Below are 16,756 nucleotides of genomic sequence, written 5' to 3'. Positions count from 1 at the left end.
CCTTATGACACCGTGATGTTCGGCGCCAGCTCGACCATCGAGCCGATGACGCCGGGACTGGTCAAGTTCGCGCGTCATGCACTCCAAACGGCGCGGCGCGTAGCCGCGCCATGCACGGGCGCCTTCGTCCTGGCGGAAGCCGGCCTGCTGGAAGGGCGCCGGGCGACCACTCACTGGGCCTTCGCACGCCAGTTCCAGGAGCGGTTCCCGACGGTCAAGCTCGAGGAGGACCGCATCTTCATCGTCGACGGCAGCGTCTGGACGTCCGCCGGGATGACTGCGAGCATCGACCTTGCGCTTGCGATGATCGAGAAGGACCACGGCCAGGACGTTGCACGCTCGGCCGCCCGCAAGCTCGTCGTCTATCATCGACGCGCCGGCGGCCAGTCGCAATTCTCCGCATTGCTCGAGCTCGATCCGAAGTCTGACCGGATCCAGCGATCGATCGATTACGCTAAGGCGAACCTGCGCGGAGTCCTATCCGTCGAAGAGCTGGCGGATGCGGCTGGCCTGAGCGCGCGCCAGTTCAGCCGGGCCTTCCGGTCCGAGACGGGACAATCGCCAGCCAAAGCCGTGGAGAACCTTCGCGTCGAGGCGGCCCGGCTGTTGATGGAGCAGGGCCGGCATTCCATGGACGTGATCGCCGAGGAAACGGGCTTTGCAGATCGCGATCGCATGCGCCGGGCCTTCCTTCGTACCCTCGGCCAGCCGCCGCAAACGATCCGACGGAATGCACGCGAGAGCGCATAGGCACGAAGCGGCCGGGGATACCGGATTGCGTGCTTCACCCGACCGTGCGCGTACCGGTGCGGCGGTACGAAATTGTATCTCACTGTGTCTGCCCGCCTGTTTTCTACACGGGCTTTCAATTTCATCGGCGTAGGACACAGTGGAGATAAGTGGGTGCCTCCATCTGTCGCTGTCTTCACACAATCGGGGAAGAAGTCGATGACAGAGGAAATCAATCAGCAGCGGCGGCGTTTCATGGGAATGGCGGCACTGACCGTCGCTGCCGCGCAGTTCGGCGTGACAGGTCTCGCCCAGGCACAGTCAGCCAGCCGCGTCCGCATTCCCGCGACCGCGCCTGGGACGAACACATCGTTTGCCTCGCTCAAGCAGATCAATGCGGGAGTCCTCAATGTCGGCTATGCCGAGCTCGGCGCGAGCGATGCGCCCCCGGTCATTCTCCTGCATGGCTGGCCCTACGACATCCACACCTATGTCGATGTGGCGCCGCTTTTGGCGGATGCCGGCTATCGGGTGATCGTTCCCTATCTGCGGGGCTACGGCACGACGCGCTTCCTTTCGGCCGATACGCCACGCAACGGTCAACAGTCGGCGGTCGCCGCCGACATCATCGCCGTGATGGATGCGCTTCGGATCGAGAAGGCCGTCATCGCCGGCTGCGATTGGGGAGCACGAACCGCCAACATCATCGCCGCTCTCTGGCCGGAGCGCTGCAAGGCCCTGGTTTCGGTGAGCGGCTACCTGATCGGCAGCCGTGAAGCCAACAAGAACCCCCTGCCTCCGAAGGCGGAATTTGCATGGTGGTACCAGTTCTACTTCGCTACCGAACGCGGCCGTGCAGGCTACGAGCAAAACCGGAATGAGTTCGCAAGGCTCATCTGGCAGCTGGCATCGCCGAAATGGAACTTCGACGACGCTACCTTCAACCGCAGCGCGTCGGCCTTCGAGAACCCGGACCATGTCGATATCACGATCCACAATTACCGGTGGCGGATCAGTCTCGCGGACGGCGAGCGGAAATATGACGATCTGGAAGAGCGGCTCGCCAAATTTCCTGCGATCAATGTGCCGACGATCACGCTGGAGGGCGATGCCAACGGTGCCCCGCACCCGGACCCCGCAACCTACGCCAAAAAATTCTCGGGCAAGTATGATCACCGCTTGATCACGGGTGGCATCGGCCACAACCTGCCACAGGAGGCACCGCAGGCCTTTGCCCAGGCCGTCGTCGACGTCGATCGTTTCTGATCAGCTTCATCAGCGGGTGGTGAGGGATGAACCCGGCGCTATGCGGGCGGCGACCCGGCACAACGCTGCGAAGGATATCCTCGATTTCGGTTGCCGTCGGCGTCGTTCGGGACGAACGTCATCAGGCACTGCGTTCCTTGGGGGCGAAAGCGCTCCCCAAGGTCATTCACGACAACCGGCTCGTGAAGGGCGGGCATGTTGCCGCCCCCGGGGAGCGGCCCGAAATCTTAGTGCGTGGGCTCAGAGCCTCGTTCAAGTCATTGCGTTAGTCGATTGAAAAGAAACAAGGGCGCGCCGGCGAGCGTTGCTCTTTCAAAGCAAGGAGAAAGCCATGACGAATGAAACCAGCACCGAGAGAGCACCAACGGTCGACCTGAAGCTCGAGGTGGTCGTCATCCCCGTTTCCGACGTCGATCGTGCCAAGAGCTTTTACGGCAACCTCGGTTGGAGGCTGGACGCCGACTTCGCCGTCGGTGACGCGTTCCGCGTCGTGCAGTTCACACCCCCAGGATCGCCGAGCTCGATTCACTTCGGTAGGGGGATCACCTCGGCCGCGCCCGGCTCGGCAAGCGGGATGTACCTGATCGTGGCGGACATCGAGGCGGCGCGCGCCGAACTCATCAGACACGGCGCCGAGGTGAGCGAAATGTTCCATCGCACCGGCCCCGGACAACCGCCGGTGAGCGGACGGCACCCCGAGCGGGGCAGCTATCGCTCCTACGCGACATTCAGCGATCCGGACGGTAACGGCTGGCTCCTGCAGGAGGTCACCGAGCGCTTGCCGGGCCGCGTCGATGCGGGCGCCACGACATTTACCTCGGCGGCGGATCTTGCGAGCGCCTTCCGGCGTGCGGAGGCAGCTCACGGCGAATACGAGAAGCAACTCGGCCACCGCGACGAGGACTGGCCTAACTGGTATGCCGAGTACATCGTCCGGGAACAGGCCGGCGAGCGGAAACCAGCATAGCGGCGACCGCCGCATGAATGAATGCGAGAGCAGGGCGGCCGAGGGCGCCCTGCTGCCGTGGAGAGCGCCAGCTCACGCTTTACGTGATGTTAAGATGCCTAACGCATTGAACTTCAGACATTCCACATGTGTGCGACTAGCGGATGGCGATTTCTGCCGTCAGACCACCACCTTCGCGGTTCCGCAAGGTCAGCGAGGCACCGATTGCTGCTGCGAGTTGTTGGGCGATGGCAAGGCCGAGACCGGTCCCGCCCGTGTCGCGGTTGCGCGACTGCTCCAAGCGGAAGAAGGGTTCCATCACGGCTTCCAGCTGGCTTTCCGGAATACCGGGACCACGATCGAGCACTCTAATCAGCACCGTGTCGTCGGTGCGGCGCTGGACCTCGATCTCCGCGTTGCCGCCGAATTTGAGCGCATTATCGATCAGGTTGGTGAGAATCCGTCGCAAGGCGTGCGGGCGGGTTACAATTGCCCCGTCTCCTAACTCGCCGACCGTCACCGCCTTACCTGTATCCTGATAGTCATAAGCGAGACTCTCGATGAACGATGCGAGATCGATGCGTGTGGCCTTTTCCTCTTTGCCGTGGGCGCTGCGCGCATAGGCGACGCCTTCCTTGACGAGACGTTCGACTTCGTCGAGGTCCTGAATGAGCTTGTCCCTGTCGCCGGATTCTTCGGCCATTTCGGCACGGAGCTTCATGCGTGTGATCGGCGTCTGAAGATCATGTGAGATCGCCGCGAGGATCTGCACGCGCTCCTCCAGGTACTGCGCGATGCGATCCCGCATCGCATTGAAGGCGGTAGCAGCATAGGCGACTTCCCTTGGCCCAGCCTCGCTGAGCCGCGGCGTGTTGCTGTTCGGGTCAAGCGTGTCGACGGCTCTCGCGAGATTGGCGAGGGGACGGACGGCCTGGCGCATGGCGAGCCAGCTGCACAGCACCAAGAGCGAAAGCTGCGCGATGAGTACGTAGGGCAGCCAGTCAGCCACTGGCATGACACCCCTTGGCGTGACGTCTATTGTCAGCGGTTCACCGTCGCTTAAGCGGAGATGCGCCTGAAAATGGCGGCCTCCGCCGGAGATCGATTTAACTTCGATCGGATATTTCGCACCGAGCGCGGTCCGGATCCTGGAGGCCACCTCGGCGTCGTCCGGCTCAAGCACGGGATTGCCGGGAGTGCCTTCCCCCAGAACGAACCGATAGGATCCGCGACCAAGTTGATCGAGCCAGGCGGCACGTTCGGCAGCCGGGAGCCGGTCGAGGATGGCGATCGACGTCGCGACGTCATTTTCAAGCGTATTGAACATCACCGACCTGGCGGCGATGTAGCGCTCCGAAAACAGCACCGCAAACGACATGGCGTGGGCAACCGCCAGGCCGGCAAGCAGAATGACGAACAGCCGCGCTCTGAGTGTGCGCGGCCAGAGGCGAATTCCGTTGAGAACGGTGGGCGCCATCAGCGGGGCTCCACGATCTCGACCGGCATCGAAAAAACATAGCCTTCGCTTCGGACGGTCTTGATGTAGGCCGGTTCCCGGGCATCGTCGCCGAGGCGCTGGCGAACCCGGCTGACCAGAAGATCGATGGAGCGGTCGAAGAGCTCGGCATCGCGTCCCTGTGTGAGATTGAGCAGCTGATCGCGGTTGAGGACACGTTGCGGGTGATCGACGAACACACGCAGCAGCCGGTATTCGGCGCCGCTCAGCGCAACCGCCGTACCGTCGGCATCCACGAGGTGCCGTGCCGTGGTGTCGAGCTTCCATTGGCCGAAACGCAGCAGTTGACCGGCCTCGGAAACCTGCAGATTCGGAGGCAGCATGCGCGCGCGCCGCAGGACCGCCTTGATACGGGCGAGCAGTTCGCGCGCCGAGAACGGCTTGGCGACGTAGTCGTCGGCGCCCATTTCCAGCCCGATGATGCGATCCATCTCGTCGGAGCGGGCGGTCAGCATGACGATGGGCGTCGCCTTGTGTCTGCCCACGCGCAACTCGCGGCTCAACACAAGGCCGTCGTCGCCCGGCATCATGAGATCGAGAATGATCAGATCGACCGTATTGGCCTCGAGAAATGTGCGCATCTGGCGTCCGTCGGCGACGGCGGTGACGCGCAAACCGTTCTTCGTCAAGTATGCCGAGACCAGCTCCCGGATTTCCCGATCGTCGTCGACGATCAGGATGTGATCTATGTGCTCCATGAGGCGATCTCCACCGTTGAACTGTCATTTATTATCAAAATGAGCATGCCGCGGTAGGGGTACTCACCCGGCTCCTGCGCCTGTGCCGAAGTGAAGCGCTAGAGCCGACGCAAGGGACGGAAAGCAGCGCGCAACTCTGCGCTGAACAGATCCGCCTCTTCCCACGCGGCGAAGTGTCCGCCCTTGTCCACGTGGTTGTAGTAAATCAGATTGTGATACGCCCGTGCCGCCCAGCTCTTCGGCGGCCTGTAGACCTCGCCCGGGAAAATCGTCACTGCTGCCGGGATCGAGATAGCGGCCAGCTTGTTGTTGCCGGCATTGTTCTCCCAATAAATCCGGGCGCTCGAGGGCCCTGTATTCGTCAGCCAGTACAGCGTGATGTTGTCGAGGATCTCATCATGGCTAAGCGACCGCTCCGGTTCGCCACGGGTAAACACCCAGTCAGCGATCTTGTCATAGAACCATGCCGCCAGGCCGACTGGCGAGTCGGCGAGGCCGTAGCCGACGGTCTGCGGACGCGTGCCCATGATGGCGGCATAGCCGAATCCCTTGTTGAGGAACTCCCTGGCCTCATCAAACACCGCCCGTTCCTCTGCGGTGAGCTCAGCCGGCGCGGGACTCCCGTTCTTAAGAGCCTTCGCAACGTCCGGCGGCAGAGTGGTGGAGCGCTCGATCCTGTTGACATGGATGCCGAGCAGACCGGGGGGCGCCTGGCGTCCCATGGCATCAGAAATGATGGCGCCCCAGTCGCCGCCTTGCGACACATAACGGCTGTAACCGAGGCGCTTCATGAGGATGTCCCAGGCGTTGGCGACGCGGGCCGGGTTCCAGCCGGCGCCCTTGGGTTTCTCCGAAAAGCCGAAGCCTGGAATGGATGGGAGCACGAGATGGAAGGCGTCTTCCGCGGTCCCTCCGTGCGCGGTCGGATCCGTCAGCGGCCCAATGGTTTTCAGCAACTCGAAGATCGAGCCGGGCCAACCGTGGGTCATGATCAGCGGCAAGGCGTTCGCGTGACGGGAGCGAACGTGGATGAAATGAATGTCCAGGCCGTCGATGTTCGTCTGGAACTGCGGCAAGGCATTGAGTTTCGCCTCCGCCTGGCGCCAGTCGTAGCCGGTCTTCCAATAGCGCACGAGTGCCTGAAGCTTGTCGAGTTGCACGCCCTGGGAACGGTCAGTGACCGTTTCCGGGTCGGGCCAGCGCGTCGCGGCAAGGCGCCTGCGGAGATCGACGAGTTCTGCTTCAGGCACATCGACGCGGAAAGGGCGGACGGCGTCTGCCGCGAGAGGCGGCTTGGCGGCAGCCATTACGGGATGCATCGTTGCTGCAAGGCCTGCCGCAACCGCTCCGTTTACGAGCAAGGCCCGCCGGGAAAGAGCGAAGGCGTTGGTCGAGTTCGGTGTCGTCAAGTTCGCATCCCGTTTACCCATGGTTCCCAGTATCCATTTCATCGCAAGAAGGCTCACTTGACCGGAACGACGAGCGGCTCGCCCTTGTCGACGATATAGGTCGCGAGTTCCGAGGCCTTGCCGCTGCCGACATTCCTCGCCACGTGGGCCACGCCGTCCGGAATGAACAGGGCCTCGCCGGCATGAAGAATCACAGGTGCCCTGCCTTCGAGGCGATACTCGAGCGAGCCTTCAAGGACATAGGCGATTTCCTCGCCCGGATGGGCATGCTTGATCGAGGCCACGCCCCGCTCGATGTCGACACGCACCTGCACGGCCTCGCGTCCGGGCGTGCCAAGATCGTCCTTGAGGACATCGGTGCGGTGAATTCCCGGCTGCTGCGCCTCAGCAACATTGAGTGTCCATCCGCCGCCAACGATCAGCAGCGCAGCCGCCATGATCCGAGTGGTTTTCATAAGGTCATCCTTTCACAGCTGTCATCGAGCCCTCGTCTTCGAGGCATGCGTCGATTTCAGCGCGGGCGTGTATTGGCGATGTGTCGGACGCGCGGGAGATTTGTAAGCACATGTATTCGCACACCGCGCTGACATACCGCCTTCGCTTCGGCGGGCCGGGCGAGTACCCGGCCGGCACTGGACTTACCCTCAGGCTGAAGCATCACGCTGCGTGAATTCAGCGGCATGGAGCTTGACGAAGTCATGCACGCTCGTCGGCGTCCTGCCGGTGAGCTTGAACAGGTCATCCGTCATGCGGTCGTACCGCCCCTCCGCGTGAAGCTTCGACATCACGGAAAGGTGGCTGGCAAGGTGATCGGGGACACCAAAGCCGCGCAGCGCCTCCATCCAGCCGGCAAGCGGCACGTTGCGATAGGTTATCTTGCGACCCAATGCCTCGGAGAACACCTGTGCGTAGTGTTCCAGGTTCGCCGACTCGTGACCGGTCAGATTGTAGATCTTGCCGATGTGAGGCGCCGGATCGCCGAGGATGACCGACACTGCGTGCGCCACGTCGACGGCCGAAACCGGCGAGGTCTTGCTGTCGCCGAGCGGCAGCGCCAGTTCGTCGCGCTGCTTGACGCCTGCGGCGGCCAGCCGCAGGAAGAAGCCCTCGAGGAACACCGTCGGCCGCACGGTCACGACCGGAAGCCCCGACCAGGCCAGGGCCTGTTCCGCAAGCCAGTGCAGTTTGTGCTGCGGACTGTCGGTGGTTTCGGTGATGCTCATCTGTGTCACCGTCATCTGCGACATGTTCACGAATGCTTCGACACCGTGGTGCCGCGCCACGGCGGCCGTGTTGACGGTGGCTTCAAGATAGGCCGGCGAAACCGACATTCCGAAGTAGATGCGGGAAACGCCCTCGATGGCGCGGTGCATCGATCGAAGATCGGTCAGGTCCCCGCGCACGACTTCTGCGCCGAGCCGCCTCAGGCTCTCCGCACGCTCGTCCTCCTTGCGCACCAGCGCGCGCACCTTCTTGCCCTTGGCGAGCAGCATTTCGGTGACGTTGCGGCCGATGGCGCCGAGGTCCCCGGCGGCTCCGGTGACCAGGATCGGCCTTTCATTCGCGGATGTAGCAGTCATGTTGATTTCCTTTCAGTTACAATTTGTTGGATCCGTTTGTTCAGACGATCTCGATGGTCTTGCGCTCGTGAACGTGAGGTGCGAGTGTCTGGAGGTTGACGCTATGAGTTCTGGCAAGTTGGTGTATATGCAACATTGCGCTCGGCGTAATTCGAGGAAGCATGTGGCGGTCCGTAGTTGTTTGAACGTCAGAGGCTTGCAAGCTCGTCGGGAGGGAGGCCGTCGGCCACGCCGACGATGGCGGTGACACCTTCCTCGCCGAGCAATTCCTTCGCCTTCGCCTGCGCCGATCGCCACGCGGGCGTCGCGGAAACCAATAATTCCTTGCCCGTTTCCGATATGAAGACTGGACGGCTCCGGCCGCCCGCTTCGGAAGCCATCTCCTCGACCCACCCCTCCGACAGGAGTGGCGCCAGATTGCGCGTGAGCGTCGAGCGGTCCTGGTAGTTGGCCCGCCCAATCTCGGCGCGGCTTGCACCACCCAGTTTCGCGATCAGGACCAGCAGCGAGAACTGCGAGGCATTGACACCATGCGGCCGAAGCACCTGATCATAAATGCCGGTTATGACGCGCGAAATCCGACGTGCGCGCGTCATCACGCAATTGCGGGTGACTTCACCTACCACGCCTGCATCGGCCGTCTCGATCTCGGTGCTGGTCATCATGACCCTCTCAATGGTGCATATACAACATTGCCAATATGGTGCATATGCAGCATACTGTCAATACCTGATGCCATGCTGAATGGAACACCACCAAAGCGGCTCGCCTGCCACCGCGAAGTTCCGCATCCTGCGATGGAGACGTCCAATCCGAGGCAGGTCTCGGACTTGCGGATTTTGCAGGTCACCTCTGTCTGCCTGCCCTCATTACGGGAGAGGGTGACTGGTGCACAATTCTGCGATATTATTTGTGCGCCGCACAATCCCGAAACAGGCAAGGCTGATGCTGGCAACCGCGAAGGCAATGCAACGAGCCCCACTCCGCGTCGACCTTGCCCTTCAGGGCGGTGGCGCCCATGGTGCTTTTTCCTGGGGCGTGCTCGATCGCCTTCTGCAAGAGCCATGGCTGGCAATCGAGGGAATTTCCGGCACCTCGGCGGGAGCGATGAACGCGGCGGTCATGGCGCACGGTTATGCCGTCGACGGCGCCGCAGGCGCTCGCGAGGCGTTGCGGGTATTCTGGCGCAAGGTATCGGAGGCGGCGCGCTTCAGTCCCTTCCAGCGTGGCCCCCTCGATGTCCTGCTCGGCCGCTGGACGCTCGACCACTCGCCGGTTTTCGTGGCGATGGATATGATGGCGCGGGTGTTCTCGCCCTACAATCTCAATCCTACCGGCGCCAACCCGCTCCGCGCCATACTGGCGGAGACCGTCGATTTCGGGCGGCTCTCGTCCAGTCCGATCAAGCTGTTCGTGACGGCGACGAATGTCCGCACCGGCCGCGGGCGCGTGTTCCGTAACGGCGAGCTGACCCCGGACGTACTGCTTGCTTCCGCATGCCTGCCGACGCTCTTTCAAGCAGTCGAAATCGATGGTGAAGCCTATTGGGACGGCGGCTACGCCGGCAACCCGACGATCACGCCGCTGGTTCGGGAATGCACCTCGCAGGACACCATCCTCGTGCAGATCAACCCGGTTGAAAGGCCGGGCACACCTCGGTCCGCGCGGGAGATCCTCAATCGCATCAACGAAGTCTCGTTCAACGCGGTCCTTCTGAAGGAATTGAAGATGATCGCCCTGCTTCGGAAGGTAGCGCAGCTGGAGGATGACGAGGGCGCGCGCTGGGCGTCGATGCGCATCCACAGGGTCGCAAGCGACACCATGACCGACCTCGGCTACTCTTCAAAGCTCAACGCCGAATGGGAGTTCCTTACCATGCTGCACAACGAGGGGCGCAGCTCCGCCGACGCCTTCCTCGCCGCCCATGGCGACGATCTCGGCCAACGCTCGTCGCTCGATCTCGGTATCTTGCTGGAAGGGGTCTGACGGGTGGGCCTTCTCGGCATTCTGATTGGGCTCGGGGTGCTGATCTGGCTCGCCTTCCGCGGCTGGAGCGTGCTGCTGCTGGCGCCGCTTGGCGCCCTCGTCGCCGCGCTCTTTGCCCGCGAACCAGTGCTGGCGCACTGGACGCAGACCTTCATGAACAGCGCCGCAGGTTTCTTCGCCCAGTTCTTTCCATTATTCCTACTCGGCGCCCTCTTCGGCAAGCTGATGGAGGACAGTGGTTCAGTAACCGCCATTGCCGATTTCATGATGCGGCGGCTGGGAAAGGACCACGCGATCCTCGCCGTCGTCATCGCCGGTGCGCTGATCACCTATGGCGGCGTCAGCCTCTTTGTTGCCTTCTTCGTCCTCGTGCCGATGGCGCAGGAGTTATTCCGGTCGACCGGCATTCCGCGGCGGCTGATACCTGCGGCGATCGTTCTTGGAACATCTACCTTCACCATGTCGGCATTACCGGGAACGCCATCGATACAGAATGCCATCCCGATGCCTTTCTTCGGCACCACGCCGTTTGCGGCGCCGGGGCTCGGCATCGTCGCTTCGGTGATCATGCTTTGCTTCGGCATATGGTGGCTTCGGCGCGTCGCGGCCGCCGCGCGCAGGGCCGGCGAAGGGTTCGGGGAGGGCGCCTCCGCGACAGCCGAAGGTCTCGCTTCCGACGACCGGCTCCGCGAACGCGCCACGGTCGGCAGGGAATTCGACCCGGCCGAAATCGCACGCGGCCGACATGCCGAGGCTGGGCCGCCGATCATGATCGCGGTGCTGCCGCTCGCTGTGGTTGTCGTCGTCAATCTCAGCATGACGCTGCTGATCCTGCCGGCGCTTGACCTCGGTTTTCTTGCGGATGATCGCTGGGGCGGGGTCTCCCGCTCCGCAGTCAGCGGCGTGTGGGCCGTCGTCACGGCGCTGGCAGCCGCGGTCGCGACCGTCGTCGTGTTGAATTTCCGGCGACTGCCGGCACTGCGCGCGACGATGGACGCAGGTGCCAACGCGTCCGTCCTTCCGGCGGTTGCCGTCGCCAGCCTGGTAGGCTTCGGAGCGGTTGTCGCGGCGATGCCCGCCTTTGAGGTCGTACGCGACTGGGTGCTCGGCATCGGTGGCGGACCACTCGTTTCGATCGCTGTGGCCACGAATATCCTGGCGGCGCTCACCGGCTCCGCTTCCGGCGGTCTCACGATCGCCCTCGACGCGCTTGGTAGCACCTACCTGATGCGCGCGCAGGAAACGGGTCTCGACCCGGCCCTGTTGCACCGTGTCGCGGTCATCGGGGCGGGTACCCTTGATAGCCTGCCTCACAACGGGGCAGTCGTTACCCTGCTGGCCGTGTGCGGCTCAACCCACGGAGAGAGCTACCGCGACATCGTTATTGTCGGAATCATCGGAGCGCTCCTCGCCCTGAGCCTGGTCATCGTTTTGGGGACGATTTTCGGCTCGTTCTGATACTTCCGCGAAAAAGGGGATTACGCCTGAGCCGCCGTCGGGTTCAACGCCTGACTGCGGCTCGTGGCTGCGCCCCTGCGCATCGAGCAACCGTGCTGCGCGCACCTTCGCATACCGGGCGATGCCGATCTTGATGGCCACCAGCACGGGTGCCGCGAATACAAAGAGCAGGGCGACCGCGTTGAACGCCGTGTCGAAGGCGATCACGGTGGACTGGCCCGTCACGGCCCGGCCCAGCAGGCTTGTCGCGGCCCGGCCGGCGGCAGCGGCGTCCATTCCTTTCGCCGCGAGCATCGCTGCCGTCGCCGTCAGCCGGTCGATGACCGCGTGACCCCCTGCGGTGACATTGGCGCCGAGGACCGCGACATTGCCAGCGACGTTATGATCAATCAGCGTCTGGAGGGCGGCGACCCCCGCAAGGCCACCAAGCTGGCGACCCGTGTTGAAGAGGCCAATCCCGGAGGCGAGATTTCGGCTGTCGAGATTGCTGAAAGCGATGAGGGTGATCGACAGAAACAGGAAGCCAAGGCCGAACCCGCGCAACAGGATCGCTGCCATCATGTCGTCTGCGCCGCTTTCGCTGGTCGATCCGGAGAGCATCCACATCGCAACCATGATCATCAGGATGCCAAAGGGTACGGTTGCGAAGGGAGGAACGCGGCGAACCTGCATGAGAAAGGCGGCAATGAGCAGCGCGCCGACAAAAAGCGCGCCGCTCGGCAACAGCAACTGCCCGGCATCGGTGGGCGTGAAGGCGAGGACGGACACTGCAAACGACGGGATCAGAAAGGCGCTCCCGAACAATGCCGCGCCGGCGACAAAACTGACGATAAAGGCGAAGAGAAAATCGTCCGATCTGAACAAGGTAAAGTCGAGCAGGCCCTGGCCCTTTGCCAACAGCTGTTGACCGAGAAATGTAAGCAGAGCGGCCACACCGATCACTGTCAGCCACAGGATGCGCGGTTCCTCGAACCAGTCCCATCGGCTGCCCTGGCTGAAGACGTAGGTCAAGCAGAAAAGCGCGACGGAGATGAGCGAGAAGCCGATCCAGTCAAATGGACGCCGCGCGGTTCCGGCGGGCATCGGGCCATCCGCCATAAGCAGGAGCCCAACAGCCGCCAGCGCGACCGGAATGATGCTGAAGAAGATCCATGTCCAGGATTGGCTATCGAGCAACCACCCCTGAAGGGCAGGGGCGATCGTCGCGGGGGCGACGACGGACCCCATCGCAAACAAGGCCTGAAGGATGGGCTGGCGGGATCGCGGATAGGCGAGAAAGATGACCGCCTGGCCACTGACGAGCAGGGTGGCGCCGGAGAAACCTTGAACCATGCGCAGCGCGACCAGCAGATCCAGCCGGAATGTGACGGCAGCGATGCCGCACGCCGCGCCCATGGCGAGCGTCGAAGCGATGATCAGACCCAGCGGATTGATACGACTCATCAGCCAGGGGACGGCCATGAATCCGATAAGTTTCAGAGCGGTGTATCCGACATCCAGCCAGGCGAACTCATCGGGAGTGGCATATGTGTCGCCGATGATATCACCGCGCCCGAGCGACAGCACGGTGCTCGCGATCGCCTCCGTCAGCGTGGCAAGCACGATGCCCGCGACGAGAAGGGCCCCTGTCTCGGATCTGCCGCGGCTCGGCGCGATGGCAACGGTGGTGGTCACGAGCCGCTTCCCGTGTCGACGGTGACACGCGCCGACAGGCCGGGTACGAGGCGGCCAGCCAGCGGATTGCTGGCAAACCGGATCTTGACCGGAACCCGCTGCACGACGCGGACGAAGTTCCCCGTTGCATTGTCGGCGGGCAGCAAGCTGAAGGCGGAGCCGCTGCCGGGCGCAAAGCTGTCGACCACGCCTTCAAGCGTCCCGTTCGGGTAGCCGTCAATGGTGATGCGGGCGCGCTGGCCGGGCTGTATGTTTTCGAGTTGGGTTTCCTTGAAATTCGCCACCAGCCATAGGTCGTCTACCGGAACGATATCGAGCAGGGAGACGCCCGGCGCCACAAGCCGGCCGACACGGACCTGGCGGTTGCCGATAACGCCGCCGACAGGCGCATGCACCACCGTGCTCTCGAGATCGATCTGCGCGAGATCGCGCGCCGCCTCTGCCTGTGCCACGGCAGCAACGGCAGCTTCGCGCTGGGCGGCAAGGACGGCGATGCGCTGCTGCTGGGCTTCCAGCGTTGCGGAGGCGGCCGACACGCTCGCCTCGGCTCTCGTTCGCGCCGCGTCGCTCTCGTCGACATGGGCCTGGCTGATGGTGTTGCTGCGGATTAGTTCGCGGCGGCGATCATAGGCCTTGATCGCCAAATTCAATTCGGCCACGGCCGAACGCCTCTGGGCTTCGGCCTGCCGGATGAGGGCATGCTGCAGCTCCGTCTCCGCATCGGCATTGACAAGCCGAGCCTGGGCGGCATCGACATTGGCCACCGCTTGCGCAAGCCGCGCGCGATAGTCGCGATCGTCGATCCGGAACAGGACGTCACCCGTCCGGACTGTCTGGTTGTCCTTGACTTCTACCGCCGTGACGTAGCCCGCGACCTTCGGGGCGAGCGAGGTGACATCGCCGCGGACATAAGCATTATCGGTCGACGTCGAGCCGGTCGAACGGGCCCAGGCCCAACCGGCCGCCACGACGACCACGGCGCCGAGGCACAGCGCCAATCCGACCATCTTTTTCTTGTTAAGTTGCGCCACGACGATCTCCGGTAATGTTCGTTACCATGGACATCTACGGTAATAGCCGTTACCAGTCAAGTGGGCGCATCGCCCATCGACTTAACTTGCGTTCGCTTTTCCTGTTCTGAGGAGCGTAATGGCTGAACGAGGGGCAGTCGACTATACAAAGGTTGGCTAGTATTGAGCCCGAATTTCAAGGGGTTGAAGGCTGTGGTTGCAGCAAAGTCAGCGCGGTTGAAAGATCACCAGCGAAGCCCTTTTCGGGTGCGGCCGAAGCCTTCTTGAACAAGGCGACTGCATGTTTCCTTAAGCCGATTTAAGGAAACATGCAGCCTGCGCATGCACGGCTATCGCGCAGATCAAAGGGCACGATCCTGATTGCCTGCGGCGCGGGAGGTCGTCGCTTCCATCGTCGCGTCAACCGGCAAAGTGAAGATAAACGTCGCTCCATGCGGTTCGTTGTTCTCCGCCCATAATTGTCCGCCGTGGGACTCGACGATCGAGCGACAGATCGCGAGCCCCATGCCCATCCCGTGCTCCTTCGTCGTAAAGAACGGCTCGAATATCTTTTCGGGAAACTCGACGCCGGGGCCGCGGTCACTGATTTCGATCTGGATCACATCCCCGATACGGCGCACGCGTATTCCAAAGACTCTCTCGCCCGCAGTGGAATCCATCGCATCCATGCCGTTGCGGATGAGATTGATCAGAACCTGCTGGATTTGGACGCGATCCAACGTGACAAATGGAAGGTTGCTTTCAACGTCAACATCCATGCGAACACGCCGCCGCGCCGCCTCCTCGGCCATGAGATCGCGCGCTTCCGCAATGACGCTGGAGAACGTCGTACTGGTCCTCGGTTCTATGGAATGCTTGAACAAGGCGCGGATGTGGCTGACGACGTCCGCCGCCGAGTTCGCATCCTGGATGATGCGCTCAATCCTCTTCTGCGCCCGCTCGATATTTGGCGGTTCGGCCGTGAGCCAGCGTTGGCAGGCGTGCGAGTTTGCCACGATGGCCGCCAGCGGCTGGTTGACTTCGTGCGCGATGGATGCGGAGAGTTCGGCAAGGCTGGCCGCCTGGCTCGCACGGGCGAGGTTCTCCTGGGCGAGCCGCAAATCATCCCGAGCACGGACCTGATCTTCAATATCGAGGCAAACGCCGTTCCATTGCACAATCGCGCCGGCGCCATTGCGCATTGCGGCGGCGCGTATTTCAACCCATCGGTACTCGCCGTCGAAGCGACGCAGGCGATGCTTCTGCGCATAGGGTTCGCCAGTGGCCAAGGAGTGCGAGAACAGTTTCTTTACTGCGGCCAGATCGTCAGGATGAATGATCGCGTCCAGCACGTTCGCCAGGCGCGAATTGTCGGTCACATCCTTGTCCTCGACGTTGAAGCCGATGAAACTACTTAGTTGCTGACTGAAGTATATAGGCCTGCCGTCCGGCGCGGCACACCAGATGAGCGCAGGCAGCGTCTCGACGAGATCTCGTAGCGAGCGCTCGCTTTGCCGTAGTTTGAGCACCGCCAGCTGGTGCTGCCGGGATATGGCGGCCACGATAAGCGCTGATAGTGCCGAGATCGCCAGGAAGAGCTGCAGCATGATCTGCCTCTGCCTCTGGGACTCGGGATCGCCGGCAAATTGGCTGGCTCCGGATATTGTGAATACCGCGGTGATCAGAGCGAGGACGATCAGGGTGACGGCGGCACCTCTGAGTTCAAAGCGCACTGCCGCCCAAAGAAGAGGCGGCATGATGATATAGGCGAAGGGGAGGTAACCGCTCAAGGAAAGGGCGGCGACACCGAGAAAGATCAGCCCAAGGACGCTGGCCTCGACCCATCGCGCGGCGGAGAGCTGGGAATTCCCATGCCAGTTTTGGAACACGTCGAGCGCCAACGGCGCCACGATCAATACCCCGGTGGCGTCGCCTATCCACCATAGTGGCCAAGCCGCAGTAAAAGTCTGCGACAATATGCCAAACCACGCCAGTGTCGCACTTCCCACCGTCGCGCTTATGGCTGGCGCAATTCCAGCGCCCAGTACGACGAATGCGAGAACTTCCTTCAAGGTTTCCAGCCGAACCGGCCGCCCGCATGTCCGCGTCACGAGCCATGCGCCGGCCATCGCTTCAAGAGCGTTGCCCACATACATCAGAAGGGAAGCAGGCAGCGGGCTATGGAACCACAAGAACTGACCGATCAGCTCACCGACGCAGCCCGCCAGCACCCACCACGGCCAGCTCGGTGTGGCGGCGAGCATAAGCGTAGCCATGAAAAGCCCGCCCGGCGTCCATATCGAAATGCTTGTTCCGGGTACGATCCCAAGCACATGTGCGAATGCGCAGCCCAAGACATAGGCGGCTACAAAGAGCGCCAGATGCAAAAATCGAGGCCGGTGCAACCAGACGCCTATCATTGGTTGCTCCTACCGGACAAAATAAGCCTGGGGACTACAGCGCTTCGTGTAGCTCTTTTCCTCG

The 16,756-nt window shown here is 62.6% G+C and carries 14 protein-coding genes; 5 read left to right on the top strand and 9 right to left on the bottom strand.

All coding sequences use genetic code 11. From position 1 onward, the window contains the following. From QN222_RS04775 to QN222_RS04765, 3 genes are all read left to right on the top strand, one after another. Window positions 1-750 (top strand): GlxA family transcriptional regulator (locus tag QN222_RS04775; protein WP_284005274.1); only part of this gene is annotated, 750 nt, incomplete at its 5' end. A 198-nt stretch (window positions 751-948) separates the two neighbouring features. Beyond that, on the top strand, window positions 949-1,995 hold the full coding sequence (locus QN222_RS04770; RefSeq protein ID WP_283964805.1) for an alpha/beta hydrolase: 1,047 nt from the start codon (window positions 949-951) through the stop codon (window positions 1,993-1,995). Between the two features lie 331 nt (window positions 1,996-2,326). After that, window positions 2,327-2,962, top strand: a complete 636-nt coding sequence (locus QN222_RS04765; RefSeq protein ID WP_283964806.1) for a VOC family protein — start codon at window positions 2,327-2,329, stop codon at window positions 2,960-2,962. A 136-nt stretch (window positions 2,963-3,098) separates the two neighbouring features. Here the strand turns inward: QN222_RS04765 and QN222_RS04760 are convergent, their stop codons facing one another. From QN222_RS04760 to QN222_RS04735, 6 genes are all read right to left on the bottom strand, one after another. Further along, window positions 3,099-4,421, bottom strand: a complete 1,323-nt coding sequence (locus QN222_RS04760) for an ATP-binding protein (RefSeq protein WP_283964816.1) — start codon at window positions 4,419-4,421, stop codon at window positions 3,099-3,101. Beyond that, a complete protein-coding gene (locus tag QN222_RS04755; RefSeq protein WP_283964807.1) occupies window positions 4,418-5,155 on the bottom strand; it encodes a response regulator in 738 nt (245 codons plus the stop codon). The genes QN222_RS04760 and QN222_RS04755 overlap by 4 nt, the downstream gene beginning before the upstream one ends. 98 nt (window positions 5,156-5,253) lie before the next feature. Beyond that, window positions 5,254-6,564: an epoxide hydrolase gene (locus tag QN222_RS04750; protein ID WP_283964808.1), complete on the bottom strand. Its 1,311-nt coding sequence runs from the start codon at window positions 6,562-6,564 to the stop codon at window positions 5,254-5,256. Between the two features lie 53 nt (window positions 6,565-6,617). Further along, window positions 6,618-7,019 (bottom strand): cupin domain-containing protein, encoded by a 402-nt coding sequence (locus tag QN222_RS04745; protein WP_283964809.1) that lies wholly within the window; start codon window positions 7,017-7,019, stop codon window positions 6,618-6,620. A gap of 189 nt (window positions 7,020-7,208) precedes the next feature. Beyond that, on the bottom strand, window positions 7,209-8,144 hold the full coding sequence (locus QN222_RS04740) for an NmrA family NAD(P)-binding protein (protein ID WP_283964810.1): 936 nt from the start codon (window positions 8,142-8,144) through the stop codon (window positions 7,209-7,211). Between the two features lie 188 nt (window positions 8,145-8,332). Then, on the bottom strand, window positions 8,333-8,809 hold the full coding sequence (locus tag QN222_RS04735; RefSeq protein ID WP_283964811.1) for a MarR family winged helix-turn-helix transcriptional regulator: 477 nt from the start codon (window positions 8,807-8,809) through the stop codon (window positions 8,333-8,335). Between the two features lie 280 nt (window positions 8,810-9,089). Here QN222_RS04735 and QN222_RS04730 point away from each other — a divergent pair, with 280 nt between their 5' ends. Together QN222_RS04730 and QN222_RS04725 are read left to right on the top strand one after the other, a co-directional pair. After that, window positions 9,090-10,130 (top strand): patatin-like phospholipase family protein, encoded by a 1,041-nt coding sequence (locus QN222_RS04730; RefSeq protein ID WP_283964812.1) that lies wholly within the window; start codon window positions 9,090-9,092, stop codon window positions 10,128-10,130. A gap of 3 nt (window positions 10,131-10,133) precedes the next feature. After that, window positions 10,134-11,588 (top strand): GntP family permease, encoded by a 1,455-nt coding sequence (locus tag QN222_RS04725; protein WP_283964813.1) that lies wholly within the window; start codon window positions 10,134-10,136, stop codon window positions 11,586-11,588. Here the strand turns inward: QN222_RS04725 and QN222_RS04720 are convergent. The 3 genes from QN222_RS04720 to QN222_RS04710 all read right to left on the bottom strand — a co-directional run bounded on the left by QN222_RS04720 (window position 11,481) and on the right by QN222_RS04710 (window position 16,692). Further along, on the bottom strand, window positions 11,481-13,262 hold the full coding sequence (locus QN222_RS04720; RefSeq protein ID WP_284005272.1) for an MFS transporter: 1,782 nt from the start codon (window positions 13,260-13,262) through the stop codon (window positions 11,481-11,483). The two genes, QN222_RS04725 and QN222_RS04720, sit on opposite strands and share 108 nt — an antisense overlap. Further along, window positions 13,259-14,269, bottom strand: coding sequence for an HlyD family secretion protein (locus tag QN222_RS04715; protein ID WP_283962010.1), 1,011 nt, complete (start codon window positions 14,267-14,269; stop codon window positions 13,259-13,261). Before QN222_RS04715 ends, QN222_RS04720 begins: the two co-directional genes overlap by 4 nt. A 365-nt stretch (window positions 14,270-14,634) precedes the next feature. Beyond that, window positions 14,635-16,692: an MASE1 domain-containing protein gene (locus QN222_RS04710; protein WP_283961946.1), complete on the bottom strand. Its 2,058-nt coding sequence runs from the start codon at window positions 16,690-16,692 to the stop codon at window positions 14,635-14,637. Between the last annotated feature and the right edge of the window lie 64 nt (window positions 16,693-16,756).

Source organism: Sinorhizobium sp. 6-70, assembly GCF_030124375.1.
In the GTDB taxonomy this organism is placed as follows: Bacteria; Pseudomonadota; Alphaproteobacteria; order Rhizobiales; family Rhizobiaceae; genus Sinorhizobium.
Note: the sequence above shows the minus strand (reverse complement) of the source record. Positions and strands in the feature narration are given on the sequence as shown.

Excerpts from the sequence above, each read along its gene's own strand:
- QN222_RS04770 (WP_283964805.1), top strand. The coding sequence starts at position 949 with ATGACAGAGGAAATCAATCAGCAGCGGCGGCGTTTCATGGGAATGGCG.
- QN222_RS04765 (WP_283964806.1), top strand. The coding sequence starts at position 2,327 with ATGACGAATGAAACCAGCACCGAGAGAGCACCAACGGTCGACCTGAAG.
- QN222_RS04755 (WP_283964807.1), bottom strand. The coding sequence starts at position 5,155 with ATGGAGCACATAGATCACATCCTGATCGTCGACGACGATCGGGAAATC.
- QN222_RS04745 (WP_283964809.1), bottom strand. The coding sequence starts at position 7,019 with ATGAAAACCACTCGGATCATGGCGGCTGCGCTGCTGATCGTTGGCGGC.
- QN222_RS04740 (WP_283964810.1), bottom strand. The coding sequence starts at position 8,144 with ATGACTGCTACATCCGCGAATGAAAGGCCGATCCTGGTCACCGGAGCC.
- QN222_RS04735 (WP_283964811.1), bottom strand. The coding sequence starts at position 8,809 with ATGATGACCAGCACCGAGATCGAGACGGCCGATGCAGGCGTGGTAGGT.
- QN222_RS04730 (WP_283964812.1), top strand. The coding sequence starts at position 9,090 with ATGCTGGCAACCGCGAAGGCAATGCAACGAGCCCCACTCCGCGTCGAC.
- QN222_RS04715 (WP_283962010.1), bottom strand. The coding sequence starts at position 14,269 with ATGGTCGGATTGGCGCTGTGCCTCGGCGCCGTGGTCGTCGTGGCGGCC.
- QN222_RS04710 (WP_283961946.1), bottom strand. The coding sequence starts at position 16,692 with ATGATAGGCGTCTGGTTGCACCGGCCTCGATTTTTGCATCTGGCGCTC.